This window comes from Paenibacillus zeisoli (assembly GCF_003994465.1).
GTDB classification, from domain to species: Bacteria; Bacillota; Bacilli; order Paenibacillales; family Paenibacillaceae; genus Fontibacillus; species Fontibacillus zeisoli.
On the sequence record NZ_RZNX01000014.1, the window covers coordinates 21,179 to 44,967 of the forward strand.

Sequence of the window (23,789 nt, forward strand, 5' to 3'; positions counted from 1 at the left end):
AATTTAAATGGCTAAACACGGTAAAAAATACCTTGAAGCTGCTAAGCTGATTGACAGCGAAGCAACTTACGAGCCTGCTGAAGCCGTTGAACTGGTTAAGAAGGCAGCTACTGCTAAATTCGACGAAACTGTTGAAGCTGCAGTACGTTTGGGCGTAGACCCTCGTAAACAAGACCAAGCTGTTCGTGGTGTAGTTGTATTGCCACACGGTACTGGTAAAACTCAACGCGTCCTTGTATTTGCTAAAGGTGATAAAGCGAAAGAAGCTGAAGCTGCTGGCGCTGACTACGTAGGCGATCAAGACGTTATCAATAAAATCCAACAAGGCTGGTTCGAGTTCGATGTTTGCGTAGCAACACCGGACATGATGAGTGAAGTTGGTAAATTGGGTCGTCTTCTCGGGGGTAAAGGTTTGATGCCAAACCCTAAAGCGGGAACAGTTACGTTTGACGTAGCTAAGGCGGTTCAAGAAATCAAAGCGGGTAAAATTGAGTACCGTCTTGATAAAGCAGGTCAAATTCATGCGCCAATCGGTAAAGTATCCTTTGATGCTGACAAACTGAATGAGAACCTTAAAGTTCTTATTGACGCATTGAACCGCGCTAAACCAGCGGCTGCTAAAGGCGTATACTTGAAGAACATCGCGATTTCTTCGACGATGGGACCAAGTGCTCGTGTAAACACTGCATCTTACAGATAAGATTTATTACCTTTGGTAATAAATTCAGGGTTGACTCTTGAGTAAACCCTCTGGTATAGTAAAGTGGTTGCATTGATTTCAACAATTAAATGTGAATATGCTTACCGTAGACAGTAGGTGCCTTGCGGCTTAATTTCCTACCGAGGTGTTGTGATAGAGATTCGGACTTTGCAGTGTTCTGTGAATGATGATTTATCAGGCCTTCGTGATTCTACGGAGGCTTTTTTGATGGGCATTAGAAGGACCGGTTAACGTGTTAATCTGATCCCCACAAAAAAACTTCCTAATATAAACGGCTTGCCCTTTATTGCAGGGGAGCTGTTGGGTCAACGATATATTATGTCCGGCAGCTCAGTAAATCTAACAGGAGGTGTACAGTTTGGCAAATGCAAAAGTAATTCAAGCAAAACAAGATGCCGTTGATGTAGTAACTTCTAAACTGCGCGAGAGCGTAACGACTGTTGTTGCTGACTACCGCGGTCTGAATGTTTCTCAAGTAACCGAACTTCGTAAACAGCTTCGCGAAGCTGGTATCGAATTCCAAGTGCTGAAGAACTCGCTTGTTCGCCGCGCGACTGCAGCTGCAGAATTGACAGAACTTGATGAAGTTCTGGCAGGTCCTACAGCGATCGCATTCAGCACGAATGATGCTGTAGCTCCAGCTAAAATTCTTAACGATTTCGCTAAGAAGAATGATGCTCTTAAAATTAAGGGTGGCGTGGTTGAAGGCCGTGTAGTCGGCGTAGACCAAATCAAAGCTCTTGCGGAACTTCCTTCTCGCGAAGGTCTCCTTTCCATGCTCCTCAGCGTGCTTCAAGCTCCTGTGCGCAACTTCGCGCTTGCAGTTAAAGCCGTTGCTGACAAAGAAGAAACTGGCGCTAGCGCGTAAGGATCTTTTTGAACTAGTAATTTAACAAAAACTATAAAATTATATAACGGAGGTTCTACCATGAGTAAAGAAACAATTTTGGAAGAAATCAAAGGTATGACTGTTCTTGAACTTAACGATCTCGTTAAAGCAATTGAAGAGGAATTCGGCGTAACTGCAGCAGCTCCAGTAGTTGTAGCAGGTGGCGGCGGTGGCGAAGCAGCTGCTGAGCAATCCGAGTTCGACGTAATTTTGACAAGCGCTGGCGCTTCCAAAATCAACGTAATCAAAGTGGTTCGCGAAATCACTGGTCTTGGCTTGAAAGAAGCAAAAGACTTGGTTGACAACGCTCCAAAAGCATTGAAAGAAAAAGTATCTAAAGAAGATGCTGAAGCGGTTAAAGCTAAATTGGAAGAAGCAGGCGCTTCTGTAGAAGTGAAGTAATTCTTCTTCTCCCGCACAAACCCCTTGAAGATATTCAAGGGGTTTGTTTTTATATAAGTGGATGCCTGGAAAATCCAGGTGTGCATCATTTATATAGAAACTATAAAAGATAGAATATTGAATCTAATAGCTGGAGGGAAAGTATGCCCGATCATTATTATTCCAGTAAGCCGGAGACGGCTCATGACCGCAAGACTTGGGAGGCAGAACTAAGAGGCAGAACATATAAGTTTGTGAGCGATGCTGGGGTATTCTCCAAACAGGGCATTGACTTCGGAAGTCGGGTTTTGATCGAGGCCATGGAGATTCCTGCGGAAGCCAGTGTCTTGGATGTTGGCTGTGGATACGGTCCGATGGGAATGGCTGCTGCAGGACTTGCCGTGAAGGGGAAAGTGACCCTTGTTGACGTGAATGAACGTGCCGTTGAGTTAGCCAAAGAGAACGTATCTAATAATGGAATCAAGAATGTAACGGTAATCCAAAGTGACCTATATAAAGAACTCGGTGATCAGAAGTTTGATGTAATACTGACGAACCCGCCCATACGCGCAGGCAAGATGACAGTACATGCGATCTTTGAGGGAGCCGCGGAACGGCTTAATAAGGGTGGTTCACTCTGGGTAGTTATACAAAAAAAACAGGGTGCGCCTTCGGCGAAAGAAAAGCTGGAATCGTTGTTTGGAGAAGTTGAGGAAGTTACAAAGGAGAAGGGATACCGGATCTTTAAGGCTACCAAAAATTAATCCGCAACCACAAAGATCATGGACATTAAGCAAAAGATAGCTGTTGACTTGAGTGTATGACTGTGGTATTATTGTAAAATGTCAGTATTAGGATGCCCTACATGGCTTTAGTCTGCTGAAATGTCAAGCATAATTTCGGGAGTAGAGGTTCACTAATCTTCTATATACGTATATTATGCCCATTTTTGGCAAATCTACTGATAATGAGGACATCGACAGGAAAGGCACTAATAATGATGCTCTTTTTTCGAAAGCATTCGATAAGGGCTTTTCTTTATTTGTGCATGAATCCGTTTCTATGGACTTTATTATATAGGGACAAACACGGGTTCGCAATGAAATTTTTAAGTGAGTAGACATGAGGGGTGAGTTTAAGTTGGCAGGACATCTTGTTCAATATGGTCGACGCACTCGGCGTAGTTATGCGCGAATTAACGAGGTACTCGAGGTTCCGAACCTGATTGAGATCCAACAAAAATCATACGAATGGTTTTTGGAGGAAGGTCTTCGGGAAATGTTTCAGGACATCTCGCCGATACAGGATTTTACCGGCAATTTGATTCTGGAATTTATCGACTACAGTCTTGGTGAACCAAAGTATACGGTAGACGATGCGAAAGAGCGTGACGTTACGTATGCGGCACCGCTTAGAGTAAAAGTCCGGCTCATTAATAAAGAAACCGGCGAAGTCAAAGAGCAGGAAGTGTTCATGGGGGATTTCCCGCTGATGACGGAAACCGGCACCTTCATTATCAATGGTGCAGAACGGGTTATTGTCAGCCAGTTGGTCCGCTCCCCTAGCGTCTATTTCAATACCAAAATAGATAAGAACGGCAAGAAGACTTACACGGCGACGGTAATTCCTAACCGTGGTGCATGGCTAGAGCTTGAGACGGATGCTAAGGACATCATTTATGTCCGGATCGACCGTACTCGTAAAATTCCAGTAACCGTACTGCTTCGTGCACTCGGTTTTGGTACAGATGCTGAGATTCTAGACCTTCTCGGTAACGATGAATATATCCGCAATACGCTGGATAAAGACAATACGGACTCCACGGAGAAAGCGCTCATTGAGATCTATGAACGTCTTCGTCCAGGCGAGCCTCCTACACTTGATAACGCAAGAAGTTTGCTGGTTGCCCGCTTCTTTGATCCGAAGCGTTACGATCTTGCGAATGTAGGCCGCTACAAAATTAACAAAAAGCTTCACATTAAGAACCGTCTCTTTAATCAGCGTCTTGCAGAGTCCCTCATTGATACATCAACTGGGGAGATTATTGCAGAAGCGGGTCAAATGGTTGATCGCCGTTTGTTGGATGAGATTCTTAAGAATCTGGAAGAAGGTGTGGGCTTTAAGACTTACCATGTAGCTAACGGTGTACTTGAGTCCGAAGATGTACCTCTCCAGACCATCGATGTATTCTCGCCAATTGAAGATGGCAAAGTCGTTAAAGTCATCGCAAATCGCGATATTGATAAATCGGTTAAGAACATTACACCTGCTGATATTATCTCCTCAATCAGCTATTTCATTAACCTGCTGCATGGAATCGGAAGCACGGATGATATCGATCATCTCGGTAACCGTCGCCTGCGCTCTGTTGGTGAACTGCTGCAGAACCAATTCCGCATTGGCTTGTCCCGTATGGAACGTGTGGTTCGCGAGAGAATGTCCATTCAGGATGCGAATGTAATTACACCACAGGCTCTGATCAACATTCGTCCGGTTATTGCCTCAATCAAAGAGTTCTTCGGTAGCTCCCAGCTGTCCCAGTTTATGGACCAGACGAACCCGCTTGCGGAACTTACGCATAAGCGCCGTCTGTCTGCACTCGGACCTGGTGGTTTGACCCGGGAACGTGCGGGCATGGAAGTGCGTGACGTTCACCACTCTCACTATGGCCGTATGTGTCCGATTGAGACACCGGAAGGCCCGAACATCGGTCTGATCAACTCCTTGTCCACATTTGCCCGCATTAACGAATATGGCTTTATTGAAGCGCCATACCGTTGGGTAGATCCTAAGACAGGAAAAGTTACGGAGCAGATCTCCTATTTGACTGCGGATGAAGAAGATAACTATGTTATCGCACAGGCCAATGTTGAGTTAAATGAAGACGGTGGTTTTGCGGAAGATCAGGTTATCGTTCGTTATAACAAACAGTCGGATAACATTTTGACAATGCCTAGCGATCGCGTGGATTACATGGATATCTCTCCAAAACAGGTTGTGTCGGTAGCTACCGCGCTTATTCCGTTCTTGGAGAACGATGACTCCAACCGTGCACTGATGGGATCCAACATGCAGCGGCAGGCTGTGCCACTCCTTATTCCTAAAGCTCCGCTTGTAGGAACAGGGATGGAACATAAGTCTGCGAAGGATTCCGGTGTATGTATAGTTGCTAAATATGATGGAATCATTGAACGTTCGGCCGCTAATGAAATTTGGCTTCGCCGTGTTGAGACGGTCGAAGGCAAGCAAGTTAAAGGCGACCTAGTTAAATATAAATTACACAAATTTATGCGTTCGAACCAAGGAACATGCATTAACCAGCGTCCAATCGTTAAGACGGGTGAAATCGTCCGCAAAGGCGATATCCTTGCTGACGGCCCTTCTACAGAGATGGGAGAATTGGCACTGGGCCGTAATGTGGTCGTAGCCTTCATGACTTGGGAAGGTTACAACTATGAGGATGCGATTCTCCTTAGTGAGAAGCTTGTCAAAGAAGATGTGTACACCTCGATCCACATTGAGGAGTATGAATCCGAGGCTCGTGATACGAAGCTTGGACCAGAAGAAATTACTCGCGATATTCCGAACGTGGGTGAAGAAGCGCTTAGAAATCTTGACGAACGTGGAATTATTCGCGTAGGTGCTGAGATTGGTGCTGGCGATATCCTTGTTGGTAAAGTTACACCTAAAGGGGTAACTGAGCTCACTGCGGAAGAGCGCCTTCTGCATGCGATTTTTGGTGAGAAAGCTCGTGAAGTACGTGATACTTCTCTGCGTGTACCGCATGGTACAGATGGTATCGTTGTTGACGTTAAGGTATTCACCCGTGAGAACGGTGATGAGCTGCCGCCAGGCGTTAACCAACTTGTTCGTGTATATATTGCCCAAAAACGTAAAATTTCCGAAGGTGACAAAATGGCCGGACGACATGGTAACAAGGGTGTCGTAGCGCGTATTTTGCCTGAGGAAGATATGCCGTTCCTGCCTGATGGCACACCAGTACAAGTCGTGCTTAACCCGCTCGGGGTACCTTCACGGATGAACATCGGACAGGTGCTTGAAATCCACTTGGGTATGGCGGCTATGCACTTGGGTATCCACGTAGCAACTCCTGTATTTGATGGTGCCAAAGAGTATGACGTATTTGATACCATGGAAGAAGCCGGTATGCAGCGTAACGGTAAGACTGTGCTGTATGATGGCCGTACGGGAGACAAATTCGAACGTGAAGTTACTGTTGGTGTCATGCACATGATCAAACTCGCTCACATGGTTGACGATAAGATCCATGCCCGCTCTACAGGTCCTTACTCTCTCGTTACTCAACAGCCTCTGGGCGGTAAAGCTCAGTTCGGTGGACAGCGTTTCGGGGAGATGGAGGTATGGGCACTTGAGGCTTATGGTGCTGCTTATACCCTGCAGGAGATTCTGACTGTCAAATCCGATGACGTGGTGGGCCGGGTTAAGACCTACGAATCCATTGTCAAAGGTGAGAATGTTCCGGAACCGGGTGTTCCTGAATCCTTTAAAGTATTGATCAAAGAGCTTCAAAGCTTGGGTATGGACGTGAAAATCCTGAGTGAGAATGAAGAAGAGATCGAAATGAGAGAAATAGACGATGAAGAGGATGCTGCAGGCGACAAACTTAGTTTGAACCTGGAAGGCTCTGAAGTCGGCGTAGAATAGCATTACAAATCAGGATTTGGTTAAGGAGGGATGCTCTTTGTTGGACGTCAACAATTTCGAGTTTATGAAAATTGGGCTTGCTTCCCCAGATAAAATTCGTTCTTGGTCCCGCGGAGAAGTGAAGAAACCGGAGACGATTAACTATCGTACGCTGAAGCCGGAGAAAGAAGGGCTTTTCTGCGAGAAAATTTTCGGTCCTACAAAAGACTGGGAATGTCACTGCGGTAAATACAAACGCGTACGTTACAAAGGCGTTGTCTGCGATCGCTGCGGCGTTGAAGTAACACGTGCGAAAGTACGCCGTGAACGCATGGGCCACATCGAGCTGGCTGCTCCAGTTTCTCATATATGGTATTTCAAAGGGATTCCAAGCCGTATGGGATTGGCTTTGGATATGTCCCCTAGATCTCTGGAAGAGATTATCTATTTTGCATCATATGTTGTAACAGATCCTGGCGATACGCCGCTTGAGAAAAAGCAGCTCCTGTCCGAGAAGGAATACCGTAGCTACCGTGAGAAATACGGCTACGGTTTCCAAGCCGGCATGGGTGCCGAAGCTGTTAAGAAGCTTTTGCAGGACATCGACGTGGAGAAAGAGCTTGATTTCCTTAAGGAAGAACTGCGTACCGCTCAAGGTCAGCGTCGTAACCGGGCAATCAAACGTCTTGAAGTTATTGAAGCCTTCCGCAACTCGGGCAATGAGCCGGAATGGATGATTCTTGACGTCCTTCCGGTCATCCCTCCGGAACTTCGTCCGATGGTTCAGCTCGATGGTGGACGTTTTGCAACGTCTGACCTTAACGATCTGTACCGCCGTGTCATTAACCGTAACAACCGTTTGAAACGCCTTCTGGATCTTGGAGCGCCGGATATCATCGTTCAGAACGAGAAGCGTATGCTTCAAGAAGCGGTGGATGCCTTGATCGATAACGGTCGTCGTGGCCGTCCTGTAACGGGTCCTGGTAACCGTCCGCTCAAATCTCTAAGCCACATGCTGAAAGGTAAGCAAGGACGCTTCCGTCAGAACCTTCTCGGTAAACGTGTTGACTACTCTGGTCGTTCCGTTATCGTAGTAGGTCCTTACCTGAAGATGTACCAATGCGGACTGCCTAAGGAAATGGCACTCGAATTGTTCAAACCGTTCGTGATGAAGGAGCTTGTCAACAAAGGTCTTGCTCATAACATCAAGAGCGCGAAGCGCAAAGTTGAACGTGTCAGCCCGGAAGTATGGGACGTATTGGAAGAAGTTATCAAGGAGCATCCGGTTCTTCTGAACCGTGCACCGACGCTTCACCGACTCGGGATTCAAGCGTTCGAACCAATCTTGGTAGAAGGACGCGCCATTCGTCTTCACCCGCTGGTATGTACGGCGTATAACGCCGACTTTGACGGTGACCAGATGGCAGTTCACGTTCCTCTGTCAGCTGAAGCGCAAGCAGAAGCGCGGATTTTGATGCTAGCATCAGGTAACATTCTTAACCCGAAAGATGGTAAGCCGGTTGTTACTCCATCTCAGGATATGGTCCTTGGATCCTTCTACCTGACTATGGATGATAACAAGGCTAAAGGTTCAGGCATGATCCTGGGAAGTGTGAACGAAGCCGTGTCCGCCTACCAGCGTGGAGCAGCAGCTCTGCATGCACGGGTAGTTATTCCGGCTAAGGCTCTGAATAAAGACGGATTTACACCTGAACAGCAAAAAGCGCTGCTGGTGACTACGGTCGGGAAAATTATCTTTAATGAAATCTTCCCATCCAGCTTCCCTTATATTAACGAAGCTACCCGCGATAACCTGTTTAACGGGACACCGGATCGATACTTTGTTTATGAAAAGGGTGCGGATCTCAATGAACGTATCAACGACCCGGCAATACCAGGGGGAGTAGGTAAAGAGTATCTGGGATCTATCATTGCACGCTGCTTTGAAACCTATCACACGACTGAAACATCTGTGATTCTAGATAGAATTAAACAGCTTGGATTCACGTATTCCACACGTGCAGGCGTAAGTATTGCTGTATCCGACGTTATTGTTCCTGAGGAAAAAGCAACCATTATGCGCGAATCTGATGAGAAAGTACGCGTGGTAACGAATCAGTACCGCCGCGGCTTAATCACGGATGAAGAACGTTATGATCGTGTTATTGATATCTGGTCCAAATCCAAGGATCAGTTGACGGAAGTTCTCATGAAATCGATGGATCGCTTCAACTCCATTATGCTCATGGTAGACTCCAAAGCACGGGGTAACAAATCGCAGATTACTCAGCTGGGTGGTATGCGGGGTCTGATGGCGACACCATCAGGACGTATCTATGAACTTCCAATTAAAGCGAACTTCCGTGAAGGTCTTACGGTCCTCGAGTACTTTATCTCGACTCACGGAGCGCGTAAAGGTCTGGCGGATACAGCCCTTCGTACAGCGGACTCAGGATACCTGACTCGCCGTTTGGTTGACGTAGCCCAGGATGTTATCGTTCGCGAAGACGATTGTGGTACCGATAAAGGAATTACAGTAGCACGCATTCAGGATGGTAAAGAAATTATCGAAGATCTCTTCGACCGTATTGAAGGACGCTACTCGTTCCAGACGATCAAGCATCCTGAGACAGGCGAAGTCATTGTAGCTCGTAATGAGCTCATTGATACAGATCGCGCAAATGCCATCGTAAATGCGGGTGTTGAGAAACTGCAAATCCGTTCCGTACTGAGCTGCCGTGCCCGTCATGGTGTTTGTAAGAAATGCTATGGCCGTAACCTGGCTACTGGTAAGTTCGTTGAAATCGGTGAAGCAGTTGGTATCATCGCAGCCCAGTCCATCGGGGAGCCGGGAACCCAGCTCACGATGCGTACGTTCCATACCGGGGGCGTTGCGGGTGACGATATCACTCAAGGTTTGCCGCGTATTCAGGAGCTCTTTGAAGCTCGGAATCCGAAAGGTCAAGCCACAATCAGTGAACTTGACGGCGTAGTCAAAGAAATCCGTGAAGCTAAGGATCGCCGTGAAATTGAGATCCAAGGTGAAGCAGAGACTAAAGTCTACTCCGTAACTTACGGTTCTCGACTTCGTGTTAGCGAAGGTCAAGAGATTGAAGCCGGCGATGAGCTTACCGACGGTTCAATTGACCCTAAAGAAATTCTGCGAATCAAAGGTATTCGTGGCGTACAGAACTACATTTTGCAAGAAGTACAGCGCGTATACCGTAACCAAGGCGTTGAGATCAACGATAAACACGTTGAGGTTATGATTAAGCAGATGCTTCGTAAAATCCGTATTGTTGATGCTGGAGATACTACACTTCTCCCAGGTTCATTTGTGGACATTCATGAATATGAAACAGCCAACAAAGAGGCCATCCTATCGGATAAAGAGCCTGCTGTTGCTAAGCCTGTACTGCTCGGTATTACGAAGGCATCTCTTGAGACAGACTCCTTCTTGTCGGCCGCTTCCTTCCAGGAGACAACTCGGGTACTTACCGATGCTGCCATTAAAGGTAAAGTTGATAAGCTGCTCGGTCTGAAAGAGAATGTTATTATCGGTAAGCTGATCCCAGCGGGTACGGGTATGAACCGTTATCGCAGTGTTCAGTTTGACGATCAAGAAGAAGGCGATGTTTCTGCAGAGAATCTTGAGCCTGTTTCGGTAGAATAGATTTATAAAGCAAGAAATGGCGGAGGAGTCCATGTTGTAGATCTAGGCAATATGCGGCTGCTCCGCCGTTATAATTAATATAAACACTTGACATCGCCCAATTCAGATGCTAATATAGCAAAGGTGCGTGAGTAGCGGTAATTCCCTGTATTTTTGGAGGTATCGTAAGATGTCTAATGATAGAGGACTACAGGATGCTCATGTCAAGATCGGTGCCAAACAAGCTGCGAAGGTAGTGGAACTTGGTCAAGCCGAAGAGGTCTATATCGCACAAGATGCAGATCCTCGTGTTACGTCAAAGATCATCGGGCTCTGTAACAAGGCTTCAATCAAGATCACTTATGTCGATACGATGAAAGAACTCGGTAAGGTATGTGGGATTGAAGTTGGGGCAGCGGTGGCTGCGATAGTAAAACAATAATGGTATGAAACGTTTTTGTTTCAGGTGAAAGCTTGGGGCAGAAACTTTCCTTTGTTCTTTTATGAACCGCCTGGGTCTGTGGGCTTAATTAAAAGGTTTGTAAAGACATGAAAATTTGAGGAAGGGGGTGGCAACAACATGCCAACAATTAACCAACTAGTTCGTAAAGGGCGTCAAGCCAAAGTTGAGAAGTCCAAATCACCAGCTCTTCAAAAAGGGTTCAATGCCCTCAAACGTGAGACTACTGATTTGAGCGCTCCTCAAAAACGTGGTGTTTGCACTCGTGTAGGTACTATGACTCCACGTAAACCGAACTCCGCACTTCGTAAATATGCCCGTGTTCGTTTGACTAACCGTCTGGAGGTTACTGCTTACATTCCAGGTATCGGTCATAACTTGCAAGAGCACAGTGTTGTATTGATTCGTGGTGGTAAGGTCAAAGACCTTGCAGGAGTACGTTATCACATCGTTCGCGGTGCTTTGGATACAGCTGGTGTTAACAACCGTATGCAAGCTCGTTCGAAATATGGTGCAAAACGTCCTAAAGTTAAGAAGTAAGAAGATTGAACAAATTAGAATGAACTATTTCTGAAAGGGGGATAATCAATGCCACGCAAAGGTCCAGTTACAAAAAGAGACGTGTTGCCAGATCCGGTGTATAACAGCAAGCTTGTTACTCGCCTAATCAACCGCATCATGCTCGACGGAAAACGCGGCGTTGCTCAAAGCATTCTATACAATGCGTTCAAACTGATTCAAGAACGCACTGGTAACGACCCAATGGAAGTGTTTGAAGCAGCGATCAAAAATATTATGCCAGTTCTTGAAGTTAAAGCTCGCCGTGTGGGCGGTGCGAACTATCAAGTGCCTATCGAAGTTAAACCGGAAAGACGTACTTCCCTTGGTTTACGTTGGCTCGTGAACTACTCCCGCAACCGCGGAGAGAAGACTATGGAAGAGCGTTTGGCTGCTGAGATCATCGACGCATCCAACAACACCGGCGCTTCTGTTAAGAAACGCGAAGATACGCACAAAATGGCTGAAGCAAACAAAGCGTTTGCACACTATCGTTGGTAGGATAAGGCCTAAACTAATAACTTCATTTTTGAAGGGAGACTTTATTCATGGCAAGAGAGTTCTCCTTGAAAAATACACGTAATATTGGGATCATGGCGCATATTGACGCCGGTAAAACCACGACTACAGAACGGATCTTGTTCTACACAGGCCGTACGCACAAAATCGGTGAGGTTCACGAGGGTGCTGCTACAATGGACTGGATGGAGCAAGAACAGGAGCGCGGGATCACGATTACGTCCGCCGCTACTACCGCTGCTTGGAAGGGCTACCGCGTAAATATTATTGATACCCCGGGACACGTTGACTTCACAGTTGAAGTTGAACGTTCCCTTCGTGTATTGGACGGGGCAGTAGGCGTTTTCAGTGCGAAGGAAGGCGTAGAGCCTCAGTCTGAAACTGTATGGAGACAGGCAGACCGTTATGGCGTTCCACGGATTGCATATGTAAATAAAATGGACATCATCGGTGCTGACTTCTTGAACGTTGTTAAAGACATGCATGAGCGTCTGCAAGCGAACGCAGTTGCAATTCAACTGCCAATCGGTGCAGAGAACGACTTCACTGGTATCATTGATATCGTGGAAGAGAAAGCTCATATGTTCAAAGACGATCTGGGTCAAGACATCGAAGTGGTTGATGTTCCTGAAGAGTTCAAGGCGCAAGTCGAAGAACTTCGTTCGTTATTGATAGAGAAAGTCGCTGAACTTGACGAAGACCTTACTATGAAATACCTTGAAGGTGAAGAAATCACTGTAGAAGAGATCAAATCTGCTCTTCGTAAAGGTGTTGTAGAAGTAAAGATCTTCCCAGTTATCTGTGGTTCCTCATATCGTAACAAAGGCGTTCAATTGATGTTGGACGCAGTTATTGATTATCTGCCAGCTCCGATTGACGTTCCAGACATCAAGGGTCACCTTGAAGATGGTACAGAAGCGGTTCGTAAATCTTCGGATGAAGAAACCTTCTCGGCGCTAGCTTTTAAAATCATGACTGACCCTTACGTTGGTAAACTTACGTTCTTCCGCGTATATTCCGGTGTGCTTCAATCCGGATCTTATGTGTTGAATGCAACAAAAGGTAAACGCGAACGTATTGGACGTATCCTTCAGATGCATGCGAACAGCCGTCAAGAGATCAGTGAAGTATATTCTGGTGACATTGCAGCTGCCGTAGGTTTGAAAGATACCGGTACAGGTGATACACTGTGTGATGAGAAGAGTCCAGTTATTCTGGAGTCCATGAACTTCCCTGATCCAGTTATCGAGATCGCCGTTGAGCCGAAAACCAAAGCTGACCAAGATAAATTGGGCGTCGCTCTTAGTAAGCTGACTGAAGAGGATCCAACTCTTCGTGCGCATACTAATGAAGAAACAGGCCAAACCATCCTGGCTGGTATGGGTGAGCTTCACTTGGACATCATCATCGACCGTATGCGTCGTGAGTTCAAAGTGGAGACCAACGTAGGTGCACCACAAGTTGCTTATCGCGAAACTTTCCGCGCGCCAGCGCGTGTAGAAGGTAAATTCGTACGTCAATCCGGTGGTCGTGGTCAATACGGTCACGTATGGGTTGAATTCGAACCATTGGAGCCAGGTACTGGTAACCAGTTCGAGAGCAAAGTTGTGGGTGGTTCGGTACCAAGAGAATATATCGGACCTGCACAGCAAGGTATTGAAGAGCAAATGAAAAATGGTGTTATCGCTGGATTCCCACTCGTGGATGTAAAAGCAACTATCGTAGATGGTTCTTACCACGATGTTGACTCCAACGAAATGGCATTTAAAATTGCGGGTTCCATGGCGCTTAAAGCTGCTGCGGAAAAATGTAAGCCAGTTATTCTTGAGCCTGTTATGAAAGTTGAAGTAACAGTGCCTGAAGAGTACATGGGTGACGCAATGGGTATGCTGAACTCCCGTCGTGGCCGTATCGAAGGTATGGATTCCCGCGGTGGAGCTCAAATTATCCGTGCTAAAGTGCCTCTCTCCGAAATGTTTGGATTCTCGACTACTATCCGTTCCGGTACCCAAGGTCGCGGTGTGTTCTCGATGGAACTCTCTCACTATGAAGAAGTACCGAAGTCCATTCAAGAAGAGATTGTTTCTAAAGCAAAAGGTTCAGATTAATTAATTTTCAACTGCTGTTCGGGTGTTTTTCATTAGGGAGACACTCCGTTCAGTAAAACATAACAATCCCATATTTTAAGGAGGAACTGTTCAAAATGGCAAAGGCTAAATTCGAACGTACAAAACCGCACGTTAATATCGGTACTATCGGTCACGTCGACCATGGTAAAACAACCCTGACTGCTGCAATCACTACTGTATTGTCCAAAACTTATGGTGGTGCTGCTGTAGCATTCGACCAAATCGATAAAGCTCCAGAAGAGCGCGAGCGCGGTATCACAATCTCAACTGCACACGTTGAGTATGAAACAAACAACCGTCACTATGCACACGTTGACTGCCCAGGTCACGCCGACTATGTTAAAAACATGATCACTGGTGCTGCACAAATGGACGGAGCAATCCTCGTAGTATCCGCAGCTGACGGTCCTATGCCACAAACTCGTGAGCACATCCTGTTGTCCCGCCAAGTAGGCGTGCCTTACATCGTTGTGTTCTTGAACAAATGTGACATGGTTGAAGACGAAGAGCTTTTGGAATTGGTTGAAATGGAAGTTCGCGATCTTCTTAACGAATATGAATTCCCTGGTGATGACACTCCAATCACTCGTGGTTCTGCTCGTGAAGCTCTTCAAAACCCTGATGGCGAGTGGGCTAAAAAGATCGTTGAAATGTTCGAAACTATCGACACTTACATTCCACTTCCTGAGCGTCAAACTGACAAGCCTTTCCTTATGCCTGTCGAGGACGTATTCTCCATCACTGGCCGTGGTACAGTTGCAACTGGCCGTGTAGAGCGTGGTACTGTTAAAGTCGGCGAAGAGATCGAAATCGTTGGTATTACTGAAGAAACTAAGAAATCCGTTGTAACAGGCGTTGAGATGTTCCGCAAATTGCTGGATTCCGCTCAAGCTGGTGATAACATCGGTGCACTTCTTCGTGGTGTTGATCGTAACATGATCGAGCGTGGCCAAGTATTGGCTAAGCCGGGTTCTGTTAAGCCTCACACAGAATTCACAGCTCAAATCTACGTGTTGACTAAAGAAGAGGGTGGACGTCACAAACCATTCTTCACTGGATACCGTCCACAGTTCTACTTCCGTACAACTGACGTAACAGGCATCATCAACCTGCCTGAAGGTACTGAAATGGTAATGCCTGGTGACAACATCACCGTTACTGTTTCCCTGATCTCCCCAATCGCGATCGAAGAAGGAACTAAGTTCTCCATTCGTGAGGGTGGACGTACAGTAGGTGCCGGTTCCGTAGCAAGCATTCAAAAGTAATTAGGCGTCTTAGCCTGATTGATTATAGAGCAACAGTGTGATGTAACGAGCAACAATGTACTGTAAACGAAAGAAGAGAAGGTTCATCTCTTTGGAGATGAACCTTCTTGTTTTATGTCAGGAGAACATTGGCTCGTCCCCTGAAAAGTGGAATTAAAAATTTTTGTATATAAGGCTTGCATTGAGCCTATCTTTTTAATATAATAATATATGTTGTTCTGTGACGTTGCGATGATGTGAGAGGTTACCGACACACCCGGCCCCTTTGCCATGAGGCAGGTGTTTGGAAAATTTTCACGGAGTATGTCCGATAATAAATTGGGCGATAGAAGGAGGGACTAAAAATGGCAAAGCAAAAGATTCGTATTCGTTTGAAAGCTTACGACCATAGAATTCTTGATCAATCTGCTGAGAAAATTGTTGAAACTGCAAAACGTTCAGGTGCTGGTGTATCTGGGCCGATTCCGCTTCCAACAGAAAAGCAAATTATTACTATTCTCCGTGCGGTACACAAGTACAAGGATTCTCGGGAGCAATTCGAGCAGCGTACTCACAAGCGTTTGATCGATATTGTTAATCCGACTCCACAAACTGTGGATGCCTTGATGCGCTTGGATCTACCGTCCGGTGTAGATATCGAAATTAAACTGTAAGTCTAATAACAAGCATTTGATTAGAAAAGGGAATGAGGTGTCAACATGAAAGGTATCTTAGGAAAAAAACTTGGAATGACTCAAGTATTTACCGCTGAAGGTAATGTAATTCCAGTAACCGTTATTGAAGCAGGCCCCAATGTTGTTTTGCAGAAAAAGGATGCAGATAACGATGGTTACGAAGCGGTTCAGCTAGGTTTCTCTGATAAAAAAGAGAGCAGAGCTAACAAACCAGAAGCAGGGCATGCCAAAAAGGCTAACACTGCACCTAAGCGCTACGTTCGCGAAATTCGCGGTATTGATTTGACAGGATATGAGGTTGGCCAAGAGGTTAAAGCTGATGTCTTTGTTGAGGGCGAATTTGTTGACGTAACAGGTATTTCCAAAGGTAAAGGTTTTGCCGGCGTTATCAAACGTTGGGGACAAAGCCGCGGACCAATGGCTCACGGTTCCCGTTATCATCGTAGACCGGGTTCGATGGGTTCCATTCAAGCAAACCGTGTTCCTAAAGGTAAGCACTTGCCAGGACATTTGGGTAACGAGACGGTTACGATCCAAGGCCTTGAAATTATCAAAGTCGATGTTGAACGTAACGTATTGCTTGTAAAAGGTTCTATTCCAGGCCCTAAACAAGGCTTCGTGAAAATCAAAGAAACGGTGAAGAAATAATCTTCTGAAGAAAGGAGGAACAATCAATGCCTAAAGTAGCACTTTTTAATGTAAGTGGCAGCCAAGTGGGCGAAGTTGAATTGAATGATGCGGTATTCGGTATCGAGCCAAACGTTCATGTTCTTCATGATGCTGTTGTTATGCAGCGTGCATCCCTTCGTCAAGGTACTCACAAAGTTAAAGGACGTTCTGAAGTACGCGGCGGTGGTCGTAAGCCTTGGAAACAAAAAGGTACTGGCCGTGCTCGTCAAGGTTCGATCCGTTCACCACAATGGGTAGGCGGCGGTGTCGTTTTCGGACCAACACCACGCAGTTATGCATTCAAGCTTCCTAAGAAAGTTCGTCGTTTGGCGATCAAATCCGCGCTTTCTTCGAAAGTTGTTGATAACGATATTATCGTACTAGATCAATTGAGCTTTGAAGCGCCGAAGACAAAAGAATTCGCAGCTATCCTGAATAACCTGAAAGTAGAACGCAAAGCCTTGATCGTAGGTTCCAGCTATGATGATAAAGTTGCTTTGTCTGCACGTAACATTCCAGGTGTAAAATTCGTAGCAGCTGACGGCATCAATGTTCTTGACGTACTTACGTACGACAAACTGATCATTACGAAAGAAGCAGTTCAGAAGGTAGAGGAGGTGCTCGCGTAATGAAAGATCCTCGTGATGTTATCAAACGTCCAGTGATTACGGAACGTACGGCTGAATACATGGGTGAACAGAAATATGTATTCGAAGTAGATATCCGTGCTAATAAGACTGAGATCAAACAAGCTATTGAAGCGATCTTCAGCGTGAAGGTGAACAAAGTTAACACTTTGCGTGTTCCTGCGAAGCCTAAACGTTACGGACGTCATTTTGGTTATACACCAGAGTGGAAGAAAGCGTTCGTTACTCTTACGGCAGACAGCAAACCGCTTGAGTTCTTTGAATCGGTATAAGAAATTTTTGAAGATAGGAGGGAACACAAGTGCCAATCAAAAAGTATAAACCGACTTCCCCGGCAAGACGCGCAATGTCCGTGTCTACTTTTGAAGAAATCACTACAAATGTGCCGGAAAAATCCTTGCTTGCACCACTTAGCAAAACTGCTGGTCGTAACAACCAAGGTAAAATTACGGTTCGTCACCACGGTGGTGGACACAAACGTAAATATCGTATCATCGACTTCAAACGGAACAAAGATGGAATACCGGGCCGCGTTGCTACAATCGAGTATGACCCGAACCGTACTTCCAACATCGCTTTGATCCATTATGCAGACGGTGAGAAGCGTTATATCATCGCTCCTAAAGGCTTGAAAGTTGATGATGTTGTAGTATCAGGTCCTACAGCTGATATCAAAATCGGTAACGCACTTCCAATGGAGAACATTCCAGTGGGTTCCGTTATCCACAACATCGAACTTCAACCAGGTAAAGGCGGACAGCTTGTTCGTGCAGCTGGTACTGAAGCTCAACTTCTTGGTAAAGAAGAAAAATATGTCACAGTTCGTCTTTCATCCGGTGAGGTTCGCAAGCTCCTTAAAGTTTGCCGTGCTACAATCGGTTCCGTAGGTAACGGAGATCACGAGCTTGTGAAAATCGGTAAAGCTGGACGCAGTCGCTGGCTCGGACAACGTCCGGAAGTTCGCGGTGTTGTCATGAACCCTAACGATCACCCACACGGTGGTGGTGAAGGACGCGCTCCTATCGGTCGTAAATCGCCATTGTCTCCTTGGGGCAAACCAACCCTTGGCTACAAAACGCGTAAAAAAGGTAAAGCTTCTGATAAATACATCGTTCGCCGTCGTACGAAGTAATACGCTTAGGCGCATTACTTCTCCGGTTAACGGATTAGAGACTTATGATGGTTTCATGAAGGGAGGATTCAAGCTATGGGTCGCAGTTTGAAAAAAGGGCCATTTATCGATGGCTACCTACTCAAAAAAGTGGATGAAGTGAACGATAGCAACAAAAAAACCGTGATCAAAACATGGTCCCGCCGTTCCACGATTTTCCCACAATTTATCGGACACACTTTCGGAGTATATGACGGTCGTAAACACGTGCCTGTATACGTAACGGAAGACATGGTAGGACACAAATTGGGTGAATTTGCTCCAACACGTACCTACAAAGGACATACGGACGACGATAAGAAAACAAGACGTTAAGATGAGTTCTTCGTTTGAGAGGAGGTAACAAACATGGAAGCAAAAGCACATGCAAGATCCATCCGTATTGCTGCTCGTAAGGTTAAGCTCGTTGTTGACCTGATTCGCGGCAAACAAGTGGGTGAAGCCATCGCCATTCTTCGCCATACTCCTAAAGCAGCTTCACCAGTAGTGGAGAAGCTCTTGAACTCGGCGATTGCGAATGCTGAACATAACTATTCTATGGATGTAAATAAATTGGTTATTTCGGAAGTTTTCGTTAACCAAGGTCCGACAATGAAACGTTTCCGTCCACGTGCAATGGGACGTGCAAGCCGGATCAACAAACGCACCAGCCACATTACTTTGGTGGTATCCGAAAAATAAGGAGGGAAAACGTGTGGGCCAAAAGGTAAATCCCGTCGGATTGCGGGTAGGTATTATCCGTGATTGGGAATCTAAATGGTATGCAGGTAAAGATTTTGGTGATCTTCTTATGGAAGACGTTAAAATTCGTGAACACTTAAAAGGCAAATTGAAAGAATCTGCTGTATCTCGTGTTGAAATCGAGAGAGCAGCTAACCGTGTGAATGTAACTATCCACACTGCGAAGCCGGGTATGGTTATCGGTAAAGGCGGTTCTGAAGTTGAGAACATTCGTAACGAAATCACTCAAATCGCAGGCGGTAAGAAAGTTCACATCAATATCTCTGAAATTAAACACCCTGAACTGGATGCAATTCTAGTCGCAGAAAGCATTGCTCAACAATTGGAACGTCGTGTTTCCTTCCGTCGTGCATTGAAACAAGCGATTCAAAGAACTATGCGTTCCGGCGCTAAAGGGATTAAAACAGCAGTAAGCGGCCGTCTTGGCGGTGCTGAAATTGCTCGTTCAGAAGGCTACAGTGAAGGAACTGTTCCACTTCATACACTTCGTGCTGACATCGACTATGGTACAGCTGAAGCACATACAACTTACGGCCGTATCGGCGTAAAAGTATGGATCTACCGTGGAGAGGTTCTTCCTCCAGCTAAGAAGCAAGCTGCTCAGGAAGGAGGCAACTAATCATGTTGGTACCTAAACGTGTAAAACACCGCAAACAACAACGCGGTAGTTTGAGAGGTCAAGCTAAAGGCGGCACTGAACTTAACTTCGGTGAATACGGTCTTCAAGCAACTGAGCCATCTTGGATTACGAACCGTCAGATCGAAGCGGCTCGTATTGCCATGACGCGTTACATCAAACGTGGTGGTAAAGTTTGGATCAAGATTTTCCCAGATAAGCCTATTACTCAAAAGCCTCTTGAGGTTCGTATGGGTAGTGGTAAAGGTAACGTTGAGAAATGGGTTGCAGTTGTGAAACCAGGTAAGATCATGTTTGAACTTGCTGGTGTATCGGAGGAAATCGCACGCGAAGCGATGCGTCTTGCCGCTCACAAACTGCCTGTAAAAACTAAGTTTGTGAAACGTGAAGAATTGGGTGGTGAAGCAAATGAAAGCTAATGAACTTCGCAACTTAACCACTGTTGAGATAGAACAAAAAATCACTGGATTCAAAGAAGAACTTTTCAACCTGCGTTTTCAACTGGCTACTGGCCAGCTTGACAACCCAACTAGAATCCGTGACGTGCGCAAGGATATAGCTCGTGCTAAAACCATTTTACATGAGAGAGCACTTGGCATAACTAGCTAATTATCAAAGTGCAGCTTCAATAGCAGTGCTTGAAATCAGGAAGGAGGCTAACCATGAGCGAACGTAATACTCGTAAAGTTCAAATTGGTAAAGTCGTCAGCGACAAAATGGATAAAACCATCGTAGTAGCTGTTGAAACCTACAAAAAGCATGATTTGTACCATAAACGTATTAAGCATACTAAGAAATTCAAAGCACATGATGAGAACAATACAGCGAAGATTGGTGATACTGTGAAAATCACAGAAACTCGCCCGCTTTCCAAAGATAAACGCTGGAGACTGACTGAAGTCGTAGAACAAGCGGTTATTATCTAATTGAACTCGTTAGTGAAGTTGAAAGGAGGAAATTAGAATGATTCAACCATTTACTCGTTTGCACGTTGCTGATAACTCTGGAGCGAAGGAATTGATGTGTATCCGCGTTCTGGGTGGTACTGGTCGTCGTACTGCTCAAATCGGTGATTTGATCGTTTGCTCTGTGAAACAAGCAACACCAGGCGGCGTTGTCAAAAAGGGTGATGTAGTAAGAGCGGTAGTAGTTCGCACTAAGCGTTCTGTTCGCCGTAAAGATGGTTCTTACATCGCTTTTGATGAGAATGCAGCTGTAGTAGTGAAAGATGACAAGAGCCCACGTGGTACTCGTATTTTCGGACCTGTTGCTCGCGAACTTCGTGATAGAGATTTCATGAAAATCGTTTCCTTGGCTCCGGAAGTTATCTAAATAAAGTTAGTCCCTTATATCCATGCAACCGGGAGGTGTAACAAATGCCTAGATTGAAAAAGATTCTGGAGTCTCACAACAATAAACTGCACGTCAAAAAAGACGATACGGTTATCGTGATTAGTGGTAAAGATAAAGGCAAAAAAGGCCGTGTCATCGCCGCTTATCCTCGTGAGAACCGTGTGCTTGTGGAAGGCGTGAACATGGTTAAGAAACACCAAAAACCAAATCAACTTAACCCACAAGGCGGAATTATTGAACAAGAAGCTCCGATTCACGCATCGAACGTTATGCATGTCGATCCAAAGAGCGGAAAAGTAACTCGTATCGGTTACAAAGTATTGGATAACGGCAAAAAAGTTCGTGTAGCTAAGAAATCCGGAGAAGTGATCGACTAATCCAGCATTGAATGAAAGGAGGTCCATGATTCATGGCAGCAAGATTGAAAGAACGTTATTTGAATGAAGTTTCCCCAGCTTTGGTTCAAAAGTTTAACTATACAACAGTTATGCAAGTGCCAAAAATCGAGAAGGTAGTTATCAACATGGGTGTTGGTGACGCTGTATCTAACTCGAAAGTGCTTGATTCTGCGGTAAATGATCTGCAGTTGATCTCTGGTCAAAAGCCAGTAATCACTCGTGCGAAGAAATCCATTGCCGGATTTAAACTTCGTGAGAACATGCCAATCGGTGTGAAAGTAACACTTCGCGGTGAGCGTATGTACTACTTCCTCGACAAGCTGTTCAATGTAACTCTTCCACGTGTACGTGACTTCCACGGTGTATCAAACAAAGCGTTTGACGGACGTGGTAACTACACACTCGGCCTCAAGGAACAATTGATCTTCCCTGAGATCGAATATGATAAAGTTGACAAAGTGCGCGGTATGGATATCGTAATCGTAACTACGGCTAAAACTGATGAAGAGTCCCGCGAATTGCTGACTCAACTCGGAATGCCTTTTGTAAAGTAAGGAAAAATTCGATTCTTGGAATCGATTCGGGAGGTGTCAGGCTAAGTGGCAAAAACTTCAATGAAAGTTAAACAACAACGCACACCTAAGTTTAAAGTACGTGCATACACACGTTGCGAGCGTTGTGGTCGTCCACATTCGGTGCTGCAAAAATATAAAATCTGCAGAATTTGTTTCCGTGAATTAGCTTATAAAGGCCAGATCCCTGGCGTGAAAAAAGCAAGCTGGTAAACAATCAACAACGGGAAGGAGGTTTACACGAATGACTATGTCAGATCCAATTGCTGATATGCTTACACGTATTCGTAACGCGAATGTAGTGCGTCACGAAACTGTGGAAATGCCTGCATCTACGATCAAAAAACAAATCGCTGAAATCTTGAAGCGTGAAGGTTTTATCCGTGATGCAGAATATATCGATGACAATAAACAAGGGATTATCCGCATTTTCTTGAAATACGGGTCCAATAACGAGCGTGTTATTTCCGGATTGAAAAGAATTAGTAAGCCTGGCCTTCGCGTGTACACGAAGAGCAATGAAGTTCCTCGTGTCCTCGGCGGTTTGGGTATTGCGATCATCTCCACATCCAAGGGAGTTATGACCGACAAAGAAGCTCGTCAATCCAAAGCTGGCGGCGAAGTTGTCTGCTACGTTTGGTAATTAAAGTCACAAAACAAGGAGGTGCAGCAAATGTCTCGTATTGGTCGCAAACCAATAAATGTACCAAGTGGTGTTGATATCAAAGTTGATAACACCGTGATTACGGTAAAAGGACCTAAAGGTACTTTGACTCGTGAACTTCATAAGGACATGAAAGTAACTGTTGAAGAGAACCAAATCACAGTTGAACGTCCTTCCGATAATAAACTTCACCGTTCCCTTCATGGCACAACGCGTAGCGTTGTTAGCAACATGGTGAGCGGCGTAACCGACGGTTTCTCTAAAAACCTTGAATTGGTTGGGGTTGGATACCGTGCAAGCAAATCTGGTGACAAGATCGTCCTGAACGTGGGTTACTCCCACCCGGTTGAAATTTCTCCGGAACCAGGCATCGAATTTGAAGTTCCTGCTAACACAAAGATCATCGTTAAAGGAATTGATAAAGAGCGCGTAGGTGCATACGCTGCTAAAATCCGTTCCGTACGCGAACCTGAACCTTACAAAGGTAAAGGGATCAAGTATGAAGGCGAACGTATTATTCGTAAAGAAGGTAAAGCTGGTAAGAAGAAGTAAGCTTCTTAATTCAGTTAACCCGATTGCGGCTTGAATTGAAACAGCTTGTATGGTAAACCGAAGGGAGTGAAATGGAAGTCATGATTACAAAAGCGGATAAAAACAAAGCGCGTCTGAAAAGACACCTGCGTGTGCGTAAAAAAATCCAAGGAACGGCTGAACGTCCAAGACTAAACGTATACCGTTCTTCCAAACATATCTATGCTCAACTGATCGATGACGTAGCAGGCGTAACTCTTGTGTCTGCTTCTACAGTTGATAAAGAGCTTAGCGCTAATGTTAAAAATGGCGGTAGTGTTGAGTCTGCTCGTCAAGTTGGAGAACTCATCGCTAAACGTGCTCAAGATAAAAACGTTAAAAACGTGGTATTCGACCGCGGAGGTTACTTGTACCATGGACGGATTCAAGCTTTGGCTGATGCAGCTCGCGAAGCTGGACTTGAATTCTAAGACTATTTCTAAAAGGAGGTTAA

29 protein-coding genes and 1 other annotated feature are annotated in these 23,789 nt (G+C 45.5%); all 29 genes read left to right on the forward strand.

The features are described from left to right. Window positions 1–7 precede the first annotated feature (7 nt). Complete coding sequence (gene rplA, locus EJP77_RS19380) at window positions 8–700, forward strand: 50S ribosomal protein L1 (protein WP_127200918.1); 693 nt, start codon at window positions 8–10, stop codon at window positions 698–700. A gap of 86 nt (window positions 701–786) precedes the next feature. Beyond that, window positions 787–936: a sequence feature (ribosomal protein L10 leader region), on the forward strand. Between the two features lie 143 nt (window positions 937–1,079). Then, complete coding sequence (gene rplJ / locus EJP77_RS19385; protein WP_127200919.1) at window positions 1,080–1,589, forward strand: 50S ribosomal protein L10; 510 nt, start codon at window positions 1,080–1,082, stop codon at window positions 1,587–1,589. A 60-nt stretch (window positions 1,590–1,649) separates the two neighbouring features. Further along, window positions 1,650–2,012, forward strand: a complete 363-nt coding sequence (gene rplL, locus EJP77_RS19390) for a 50S ribosomal protein L7/L12 (RefSeq protein WP_127200920.1) — start codon at window positions 1,650–1,652, stop codon at window positions 2,010–2,012. Between the two features lie 143 nt (window positions 2,013–2,155). Then, entirely contained in the window at window positions 2,156–2,755 is a 600-nt protein-coding gene (locus EJP77_RS19395) for a class I SAM-dependent methyltransferase (RefSeq protein ID WP_127200921.1), read from the forward strand. A 376-nt stretch (window positions 2,756–3,131) separates the two neighbouring features. Then, window positions 3,132–6,677, forward strand: a complete 3,546-nt coding sequence (rpoB, locus tag EJP77_RS19400; RefSeq protein WP_127200922.1) for a DNA-directed RNA polymerase subunit beta — start codon at window positions 3,132–3,134, stop codon at window positions 6,675–6,677. Window positions 6,678–6,714: 37 nt separating this feature from the next. Beyond that, entirely contained in the window at window positions 6,715–10,329 is a 3,615-nt protein-coding gene (rpoC, locus tag EJP77_RS19405) for a DNA-directed RNA polymerase subunit beta' (RefSeq protein WP_127200923.1), read from the forward strand. Between the two features lie 169 nt (window positions 10,330–10,498). Next, the gene (locus tag EJP77_RS19410; RefSeq protein ID WP_127200924.1) at window positions 10,499–10,750 is read left to right on the forward strand and encodes a ribosomal L7Ae/L30e/S12e/Gadd45 family protein; all 252 of its coding nucleotides are present in this window, start codon (window positions 10,499–10,501) and stop codon (window positions 10,748–10,750) included. Window positions 10,751–10,888: 138 nt separating this feature from the next. Next, window positions 10,889–11,308 (forward strand): 30S ribosomal protein S12, encoded by a 420-nt coding sequence (gene rpsL, locus EJP77_RS19415; protein ID WP_127200925.1) that lies wholly within the window; start codon window positions 10,889–10,891, stop codon window positions 11,306–11,308. A 48-nt stretch (window positions 11,309–11,356) separates the two neighbouring features. Further along, on the forward strand, window positions 11,357–11,827 hold the full coding sequence (gene rpsG / locus EJP77_RS19420) for a 30S ribosomal protein S7 (RefSeq protein ID WP_007432586.1): 471 nt from the start codon (window positions 11,357–11,359) through the stop codon (window positions 11,825–11,827). A 47-nt stretch (window positions 11,828–11,874) separates the two neighbouring features. Further along, the gene (fusA, locus tag EJP77_RS19425) at window positions 11,875–13,953 is read left to right on the forward strand and encodes an elongation factor G (protein WP_127200926.1); all 2,079 of its coding nucleotides are present in this window, start codon (window positions 11,875–11,877) and stop codon (window positions 13,951–13,953) included. Window positions 13,954–14,048: 95 nt separating this feature from the next. Beyond that, the gene (tuf, locus tag EJP77_RS19430) at window positions 14,049–15,239 is read left to right on the forward strand and encodes an elongation factor Tu (RefSeq protein WP_127200927.1); all 1,191 of its coding nucleotides are present in this window, start codon (window positions 14,049–14,051) and stop codon (window positions 15,237–15,239) included. A gap of 344 nt (window positions 15,240–15,583) precedes the next feature. Continuing rightward, on the forward strand, window positions 15,584–15,892 hold the full coding sequence (gene rpsJ, locus EJP77_RS19435; protein WP_017692074.1) for a 30S ribosomal protein S10: 309 nt from the start codon (window positions 15,584–15,586) through the stop codon (window positions 15,890–15,892). A gap of 45 nt (window positions 15,893–15,937) precedes the next feature. Further along, a complete protein-coding gene (rplC, locus tag EJP77_RS19440; protein WP_127200928.1) occupies window positions 15,938–16,561 on the forward strand; it encodes a 50S ribosomal protein L3 in 624 nt (207 codons plus the stop codon). A 26-nt stretch (window positions 16,562–16,587) separates the two neighbouring features. Beyond that, the gene (gene rplD / locus EJP77_RS19445) at window positions 16,588–17,211 is read left to right on the forward strand and encodes a 50S ribosomal protein L4 (protein ID WP_127200929.1); all 624 of its coding nucleotides are present in this window, start codon (window positions 16,588–16,590) and stop codon (window positions 17,209–17,211) included. Then, window positions 17,211–17,501, forward strand: coding sequence for a 50S ribosomal protein L23 (gene rplW, locus EJP77_RS19450; protein ID WP_127200930.1), 291 nt, complete (start codon window positions 17,211–17,213; stop codon window positions 17,499–17,501). Before rplD ends, rplW begins: the two co-directional genes overlap by 1 nt. Before the next feature lie 29 nt (window positions 17,502–17,530). Then, window positions 17,531–18,361, forward strand: coding sequence for a 50S ribosomal protein L2 (rplB, locus tag EJP77_RS19455; RefSeq protein WP_127200931.1), 831 nt, complete (start codon window positions 17,531–17,533; stop codon window positions 18,359–18,361). Window positions 18,362–18,436: 75 nt separating this feature from the next. Then, the gene (rpsS, locus tag EJP77_RS19460; RefSeq protein ID WP_127200932.1) at window positions 18,437–18,715 is read left to right on the forward strand and encodes a 30S ribosomal protein S19; all 279 of its coding nucleotides are present in this window, start codon (window positions 18,437–18,439) and stop codon (window positions 18,713–18,715) included. A gap of 33 nt (window positions 18,716–18,748) precedes the next feature. Then, window positions 18,749–19,081 (forward strand): 50S ribosomal protein L22, encoded by a 333-nt coding sequence (gene rplV / locus EJP77_RS19465; RefSeq protein ID WP_127200933.1) that lies wholly within the window; start codon window positions 18,749–18,751, stop codon window positions 19,079–19,081. 13 nt (window positions 19,082–19,094) lie between these two features. Then, the gene (gene rpsC, locus EJP77_RS19470) at window positions 19,095–19,760 is read left to right on the forward strand and encodes a 30S ribosomal protein S3 (protein WP_127200934.1); all 666 of its coding nucleotides are present in this window, start codon (window positions 19,095–19,097) and stop codon (window positions 19,758–19,760) included. A 2-nt stretch (window positions 19,761–19,762) separates the two neighbouring features. Then, a complete protein-coding gene (gene rplP, locus EJP77_RS19475) occupies window positions 19,763–20,197 on the forward strand; it encodes a 50S ribosomal protein L16 (protein ID WP_068620409.1) in 435 nt (144 codons plus the stop codon). Next, entirely contained in the window at window positions 20,187–20,387 is a 201-nt protein-coding gene (gene rpmC, locus EJP77_RS19480; protein ID WP_127200935.1) for a 50S ribosomal protein L29, read from the forward strand. Before rplP ends, rpmC begins: the two co-directional genes overlap by 11 nt. Window positions 20,388–20,440: 53 nt before the next feature. Continuing rightward, window positions 20,441–20,704, forward strand: a complete 264-nt coding sequence (rpsQ, locus tag EJP77_RS19485; RefSeq protein WP_127200936.1) for a 30S ribosomal protein S17 — start codon at window positions 20,441–20,443, stop codon at window positions 20,702–20,704. A gap of 37 nt (window positions 20,705–20,741) precedes the next feature. After that, entirely contained in the window at window positions 20,742–21,110 is a 369-nt protein-coding gene (gene rplN, locus EJP77_RS19490) for a 50S ribosomal protein L14 (protein ID WP_127200937.1), read from the forward strand. A gap of 44 nt (window positions 21,111–21,154) precedes the next feature. Further along, a complete protein-coding gene (rplX, locus tag EJP77_RS19495) occupies window positions 21,155–21,508 on the forward strand; it encodes a 50S ribosomal protein L24 (RefSeq protein WP_082927007.1) in 354 nt (117 codons plus the stop codon). Window positions 21,509–21,540: 32 nt separating this feature from the next. Beyond that, window positions 21,541–22,083 carry a 50S ribosomal protein L5 gene (gene rplE, locus EJP77_RS19500; protein WP_127200938.1) on the forward strand — a complete coding sequence of 181 codons (543 nt, stop codon included), beginning with the start codon at window positions 21,541–21,543 and terminating at the stop codon, window positions 22,081–22,083. 45 nt (window positions 22,084–22,128) lie between these two features. Then, window positions 22,129–22,314, forward strand: coding sequence for a type Z 30S ribosomal protein S14 (locus EJP77_RS19505; protein ID WP_009226651.1), 186 nt, complete (start codon window positions 22,129–22,131; stop codon window positions 22,312–22,314). Between the two features lie 31 nt (window positions 22,315–22,345). After that, window positions 22,346–22,744 (forward strand): 30S ribosomal protein S8, encoded by a 399-nt coding sequence (gene rpsH / locus EJP77_RS19510; RefSeq protein WP_127200939.1) that lies wholly within the window; start codon window positions 22,346–22,348, stop codon window positions 22,742–22,744. Window positions 22,745–22,774: 30 nt separating this feature from the next. Continuing rightward, window positions 22,775–23,317, forward strand: coding sequence for a 50S ribosomal protein L6 (rplF, locus tag EJP77_RS19515; RefSeq protein ID WP_127200940.1), 543 nt, complete (start codon window positions 22,775–22,777; stop codon window positions 23,315–23,317). An 80-nt stretch (window positions 23,318–23,397) separates the two neighbouring features. Continuing rightward, a complete protein-coding gene (rplR, locus tag EJP77_RS19520) occupies window positions 23,398–23,766 on the forward strand; it encodes a 50S ribosomal protein L18 (protein ID WP_127200941.1) in 369 nt (122 codons plus the stop codon). Window positions 23,767–23,789: the final 23 nt, after the last annotated feature.

What these genes read in the sequence shown, in the direction of transcription:
- fusA (WP_127200926.1), top strand. Translation starts at nt 11,875, where the DNA reads ATGGCAAGAGAGTTCTCCTTGAAAAATACACGTAATATTGGGATCATG.
- rplL (WP_127200920.1), top strand. Translation starts at nt 1,650, where the DNA reads ATGAGTAAAGAAACAATTTTGGAAGAAATCAAAGGTATGACTGTTCTT.
- rpsL (WP_127200925.1), top strand. Translation starts at nt 10,889, where the DNA reads ATGCCAACAATTAACCAACTAGTTCGTAAAGGGCGTCAAGCCAAAGTT.
- rplC (WP_127200928.1), top strand. Translation starts at nt 15,938, where the DNA reads ATGAAAGGTATCTTAGGAAAAAAACTTGGAATGACTCAAGTATTTACC.
- rpsS (WP_127200932.1), top strand. Translation starts at nt 18,437, where the DNA reads ATGGGTCGCAGTTTGAAAAAAGGGCCATTTATCGATGGCTACCTACTC.
- EJP77_RS19410 (WP_127200924.1), top strand. Translation starts at nt 10,499, where the DNA reads ATGTCTAATGATAGAGGACTACAGGATGCTCATGTCAAGATCGGTGCC.
- rpmC (WP_127200935.1), top strand. Translation starts at nt 20,187, where the DNA reads ATGAAAGCTAATGAACTTCGCAACTTAACCACTGTTGAGATAGAACAA.
- rplN (WP_127200937.1), top strand. Translation starts at nt 20,742, where the DNA reads ATGATTCAACCATTTACTCGTTTGCACGTTGCTGATAACTCTGGAGCG.
- rplD (WP_127200929.1), top strand. Translation starts at nt 16,588, where the DNA reads ATGCCTAAAGTAGCACTTTTTAATGTAAGTGGCAGCCAAGTGGGCGAA.
- rpsH (WP_127200939.1), top strand. Translation starts at nt 22,346, where the DNA reads ATGACTATGTCAGATCCAATTGCTGATATGCTTACACGTATTCGTAAC.
- rplX (WP_082927007.1), top strand. Translation starts at nt 21,155, where the DNA reads ATGCCTAGATTGAAAAAGATTCTGGAGTCTCACAACAATAAACTGCAC.
- rplA (WP_127200918.1), top strand. Translation starts at nt 8, where the DNA reads ATGGCTAAACACGGTAAAAAATACCTTGAAGCTGCTAAGCTGATTGAC.
- rplP (WP_068620409.1), top strand. Translation starts at nt 19,763, where the DNA reads ATGTTGGTACCTAAACGTGTAAAACACCGCAAACAACAACGCGGTAGT.
- rpsQ (WP_127200936.1), top strand. Translation starts at nt 20,441, where the DNA reads ATGAGCGAACGTAATACTCGTAAAGTTCAAATTGGTAAAGTCGTCAGC.
- rplF (WP_127200940.1), top strand. Translation starts at nt 22,775, where the DNA reads ATGTCTCGTATTGGTCGCAAACCAATAAATGTACCAAGTGGTGTTGAT.
- EJP77_RS19395 (WP_127200921.1), top strand. Translation starts at nt 2,156, where the DNA reads ATGCCCGATCATTATTATTCCAGTAAGCCGGAGACGGCTCATGACCGC.
- rplR (WP_127200941.1), top strand. Translation starts at nt 23,398, where the DNA reads ATGATTACAAAAGCGGATAAAAACAAAGCGCGTCTGAAAAGACACCTG.
- rpsG (WP_007432586.1), top strand. Translation starts at nt 11,357, where the DNA reads ATGCCACGCAAAGGTCCAGTTACAAAAAGAGACGTGTTGCCAGATCCG.
- tuf (WP_127200927.1), top strand. Translation starts at nt 14,049, where the DNA reads ATGGCAAAGGCTAAATTCGAACGTACAAAACCGCACGTTAATATCGGT.
- rplE (WP_127200938.1), top strand. Translation starts at nt 21,541, where the DNA reads ATGGCAGCAAGATTGAAAGAACGTTATTTGAATGAAGTTTCCCCAGCT.
- rplV (WP_127200933.1), top strand. Translation starts at nt 18,749, where the DNA reads ATGGAAGCAAAAGCACATGCAAGATCCATCCGTATTGCTGCTCGTAAG.
- rplW (WP_127200930.1), top strand. Translation starts at nt 17,211, where the DNA reads ATGAAAGATCCTCGTGATGTTATCAAACGTCCAGTGATTACGGAACGT.
- rpsJ (WP_017692074.1), top strand. Translation starts at nt 15,584, where the DNA reads ATGGCAAAGCAAAAGATTCGTATTCGTTTGAAAGCTTACGACCATAGA.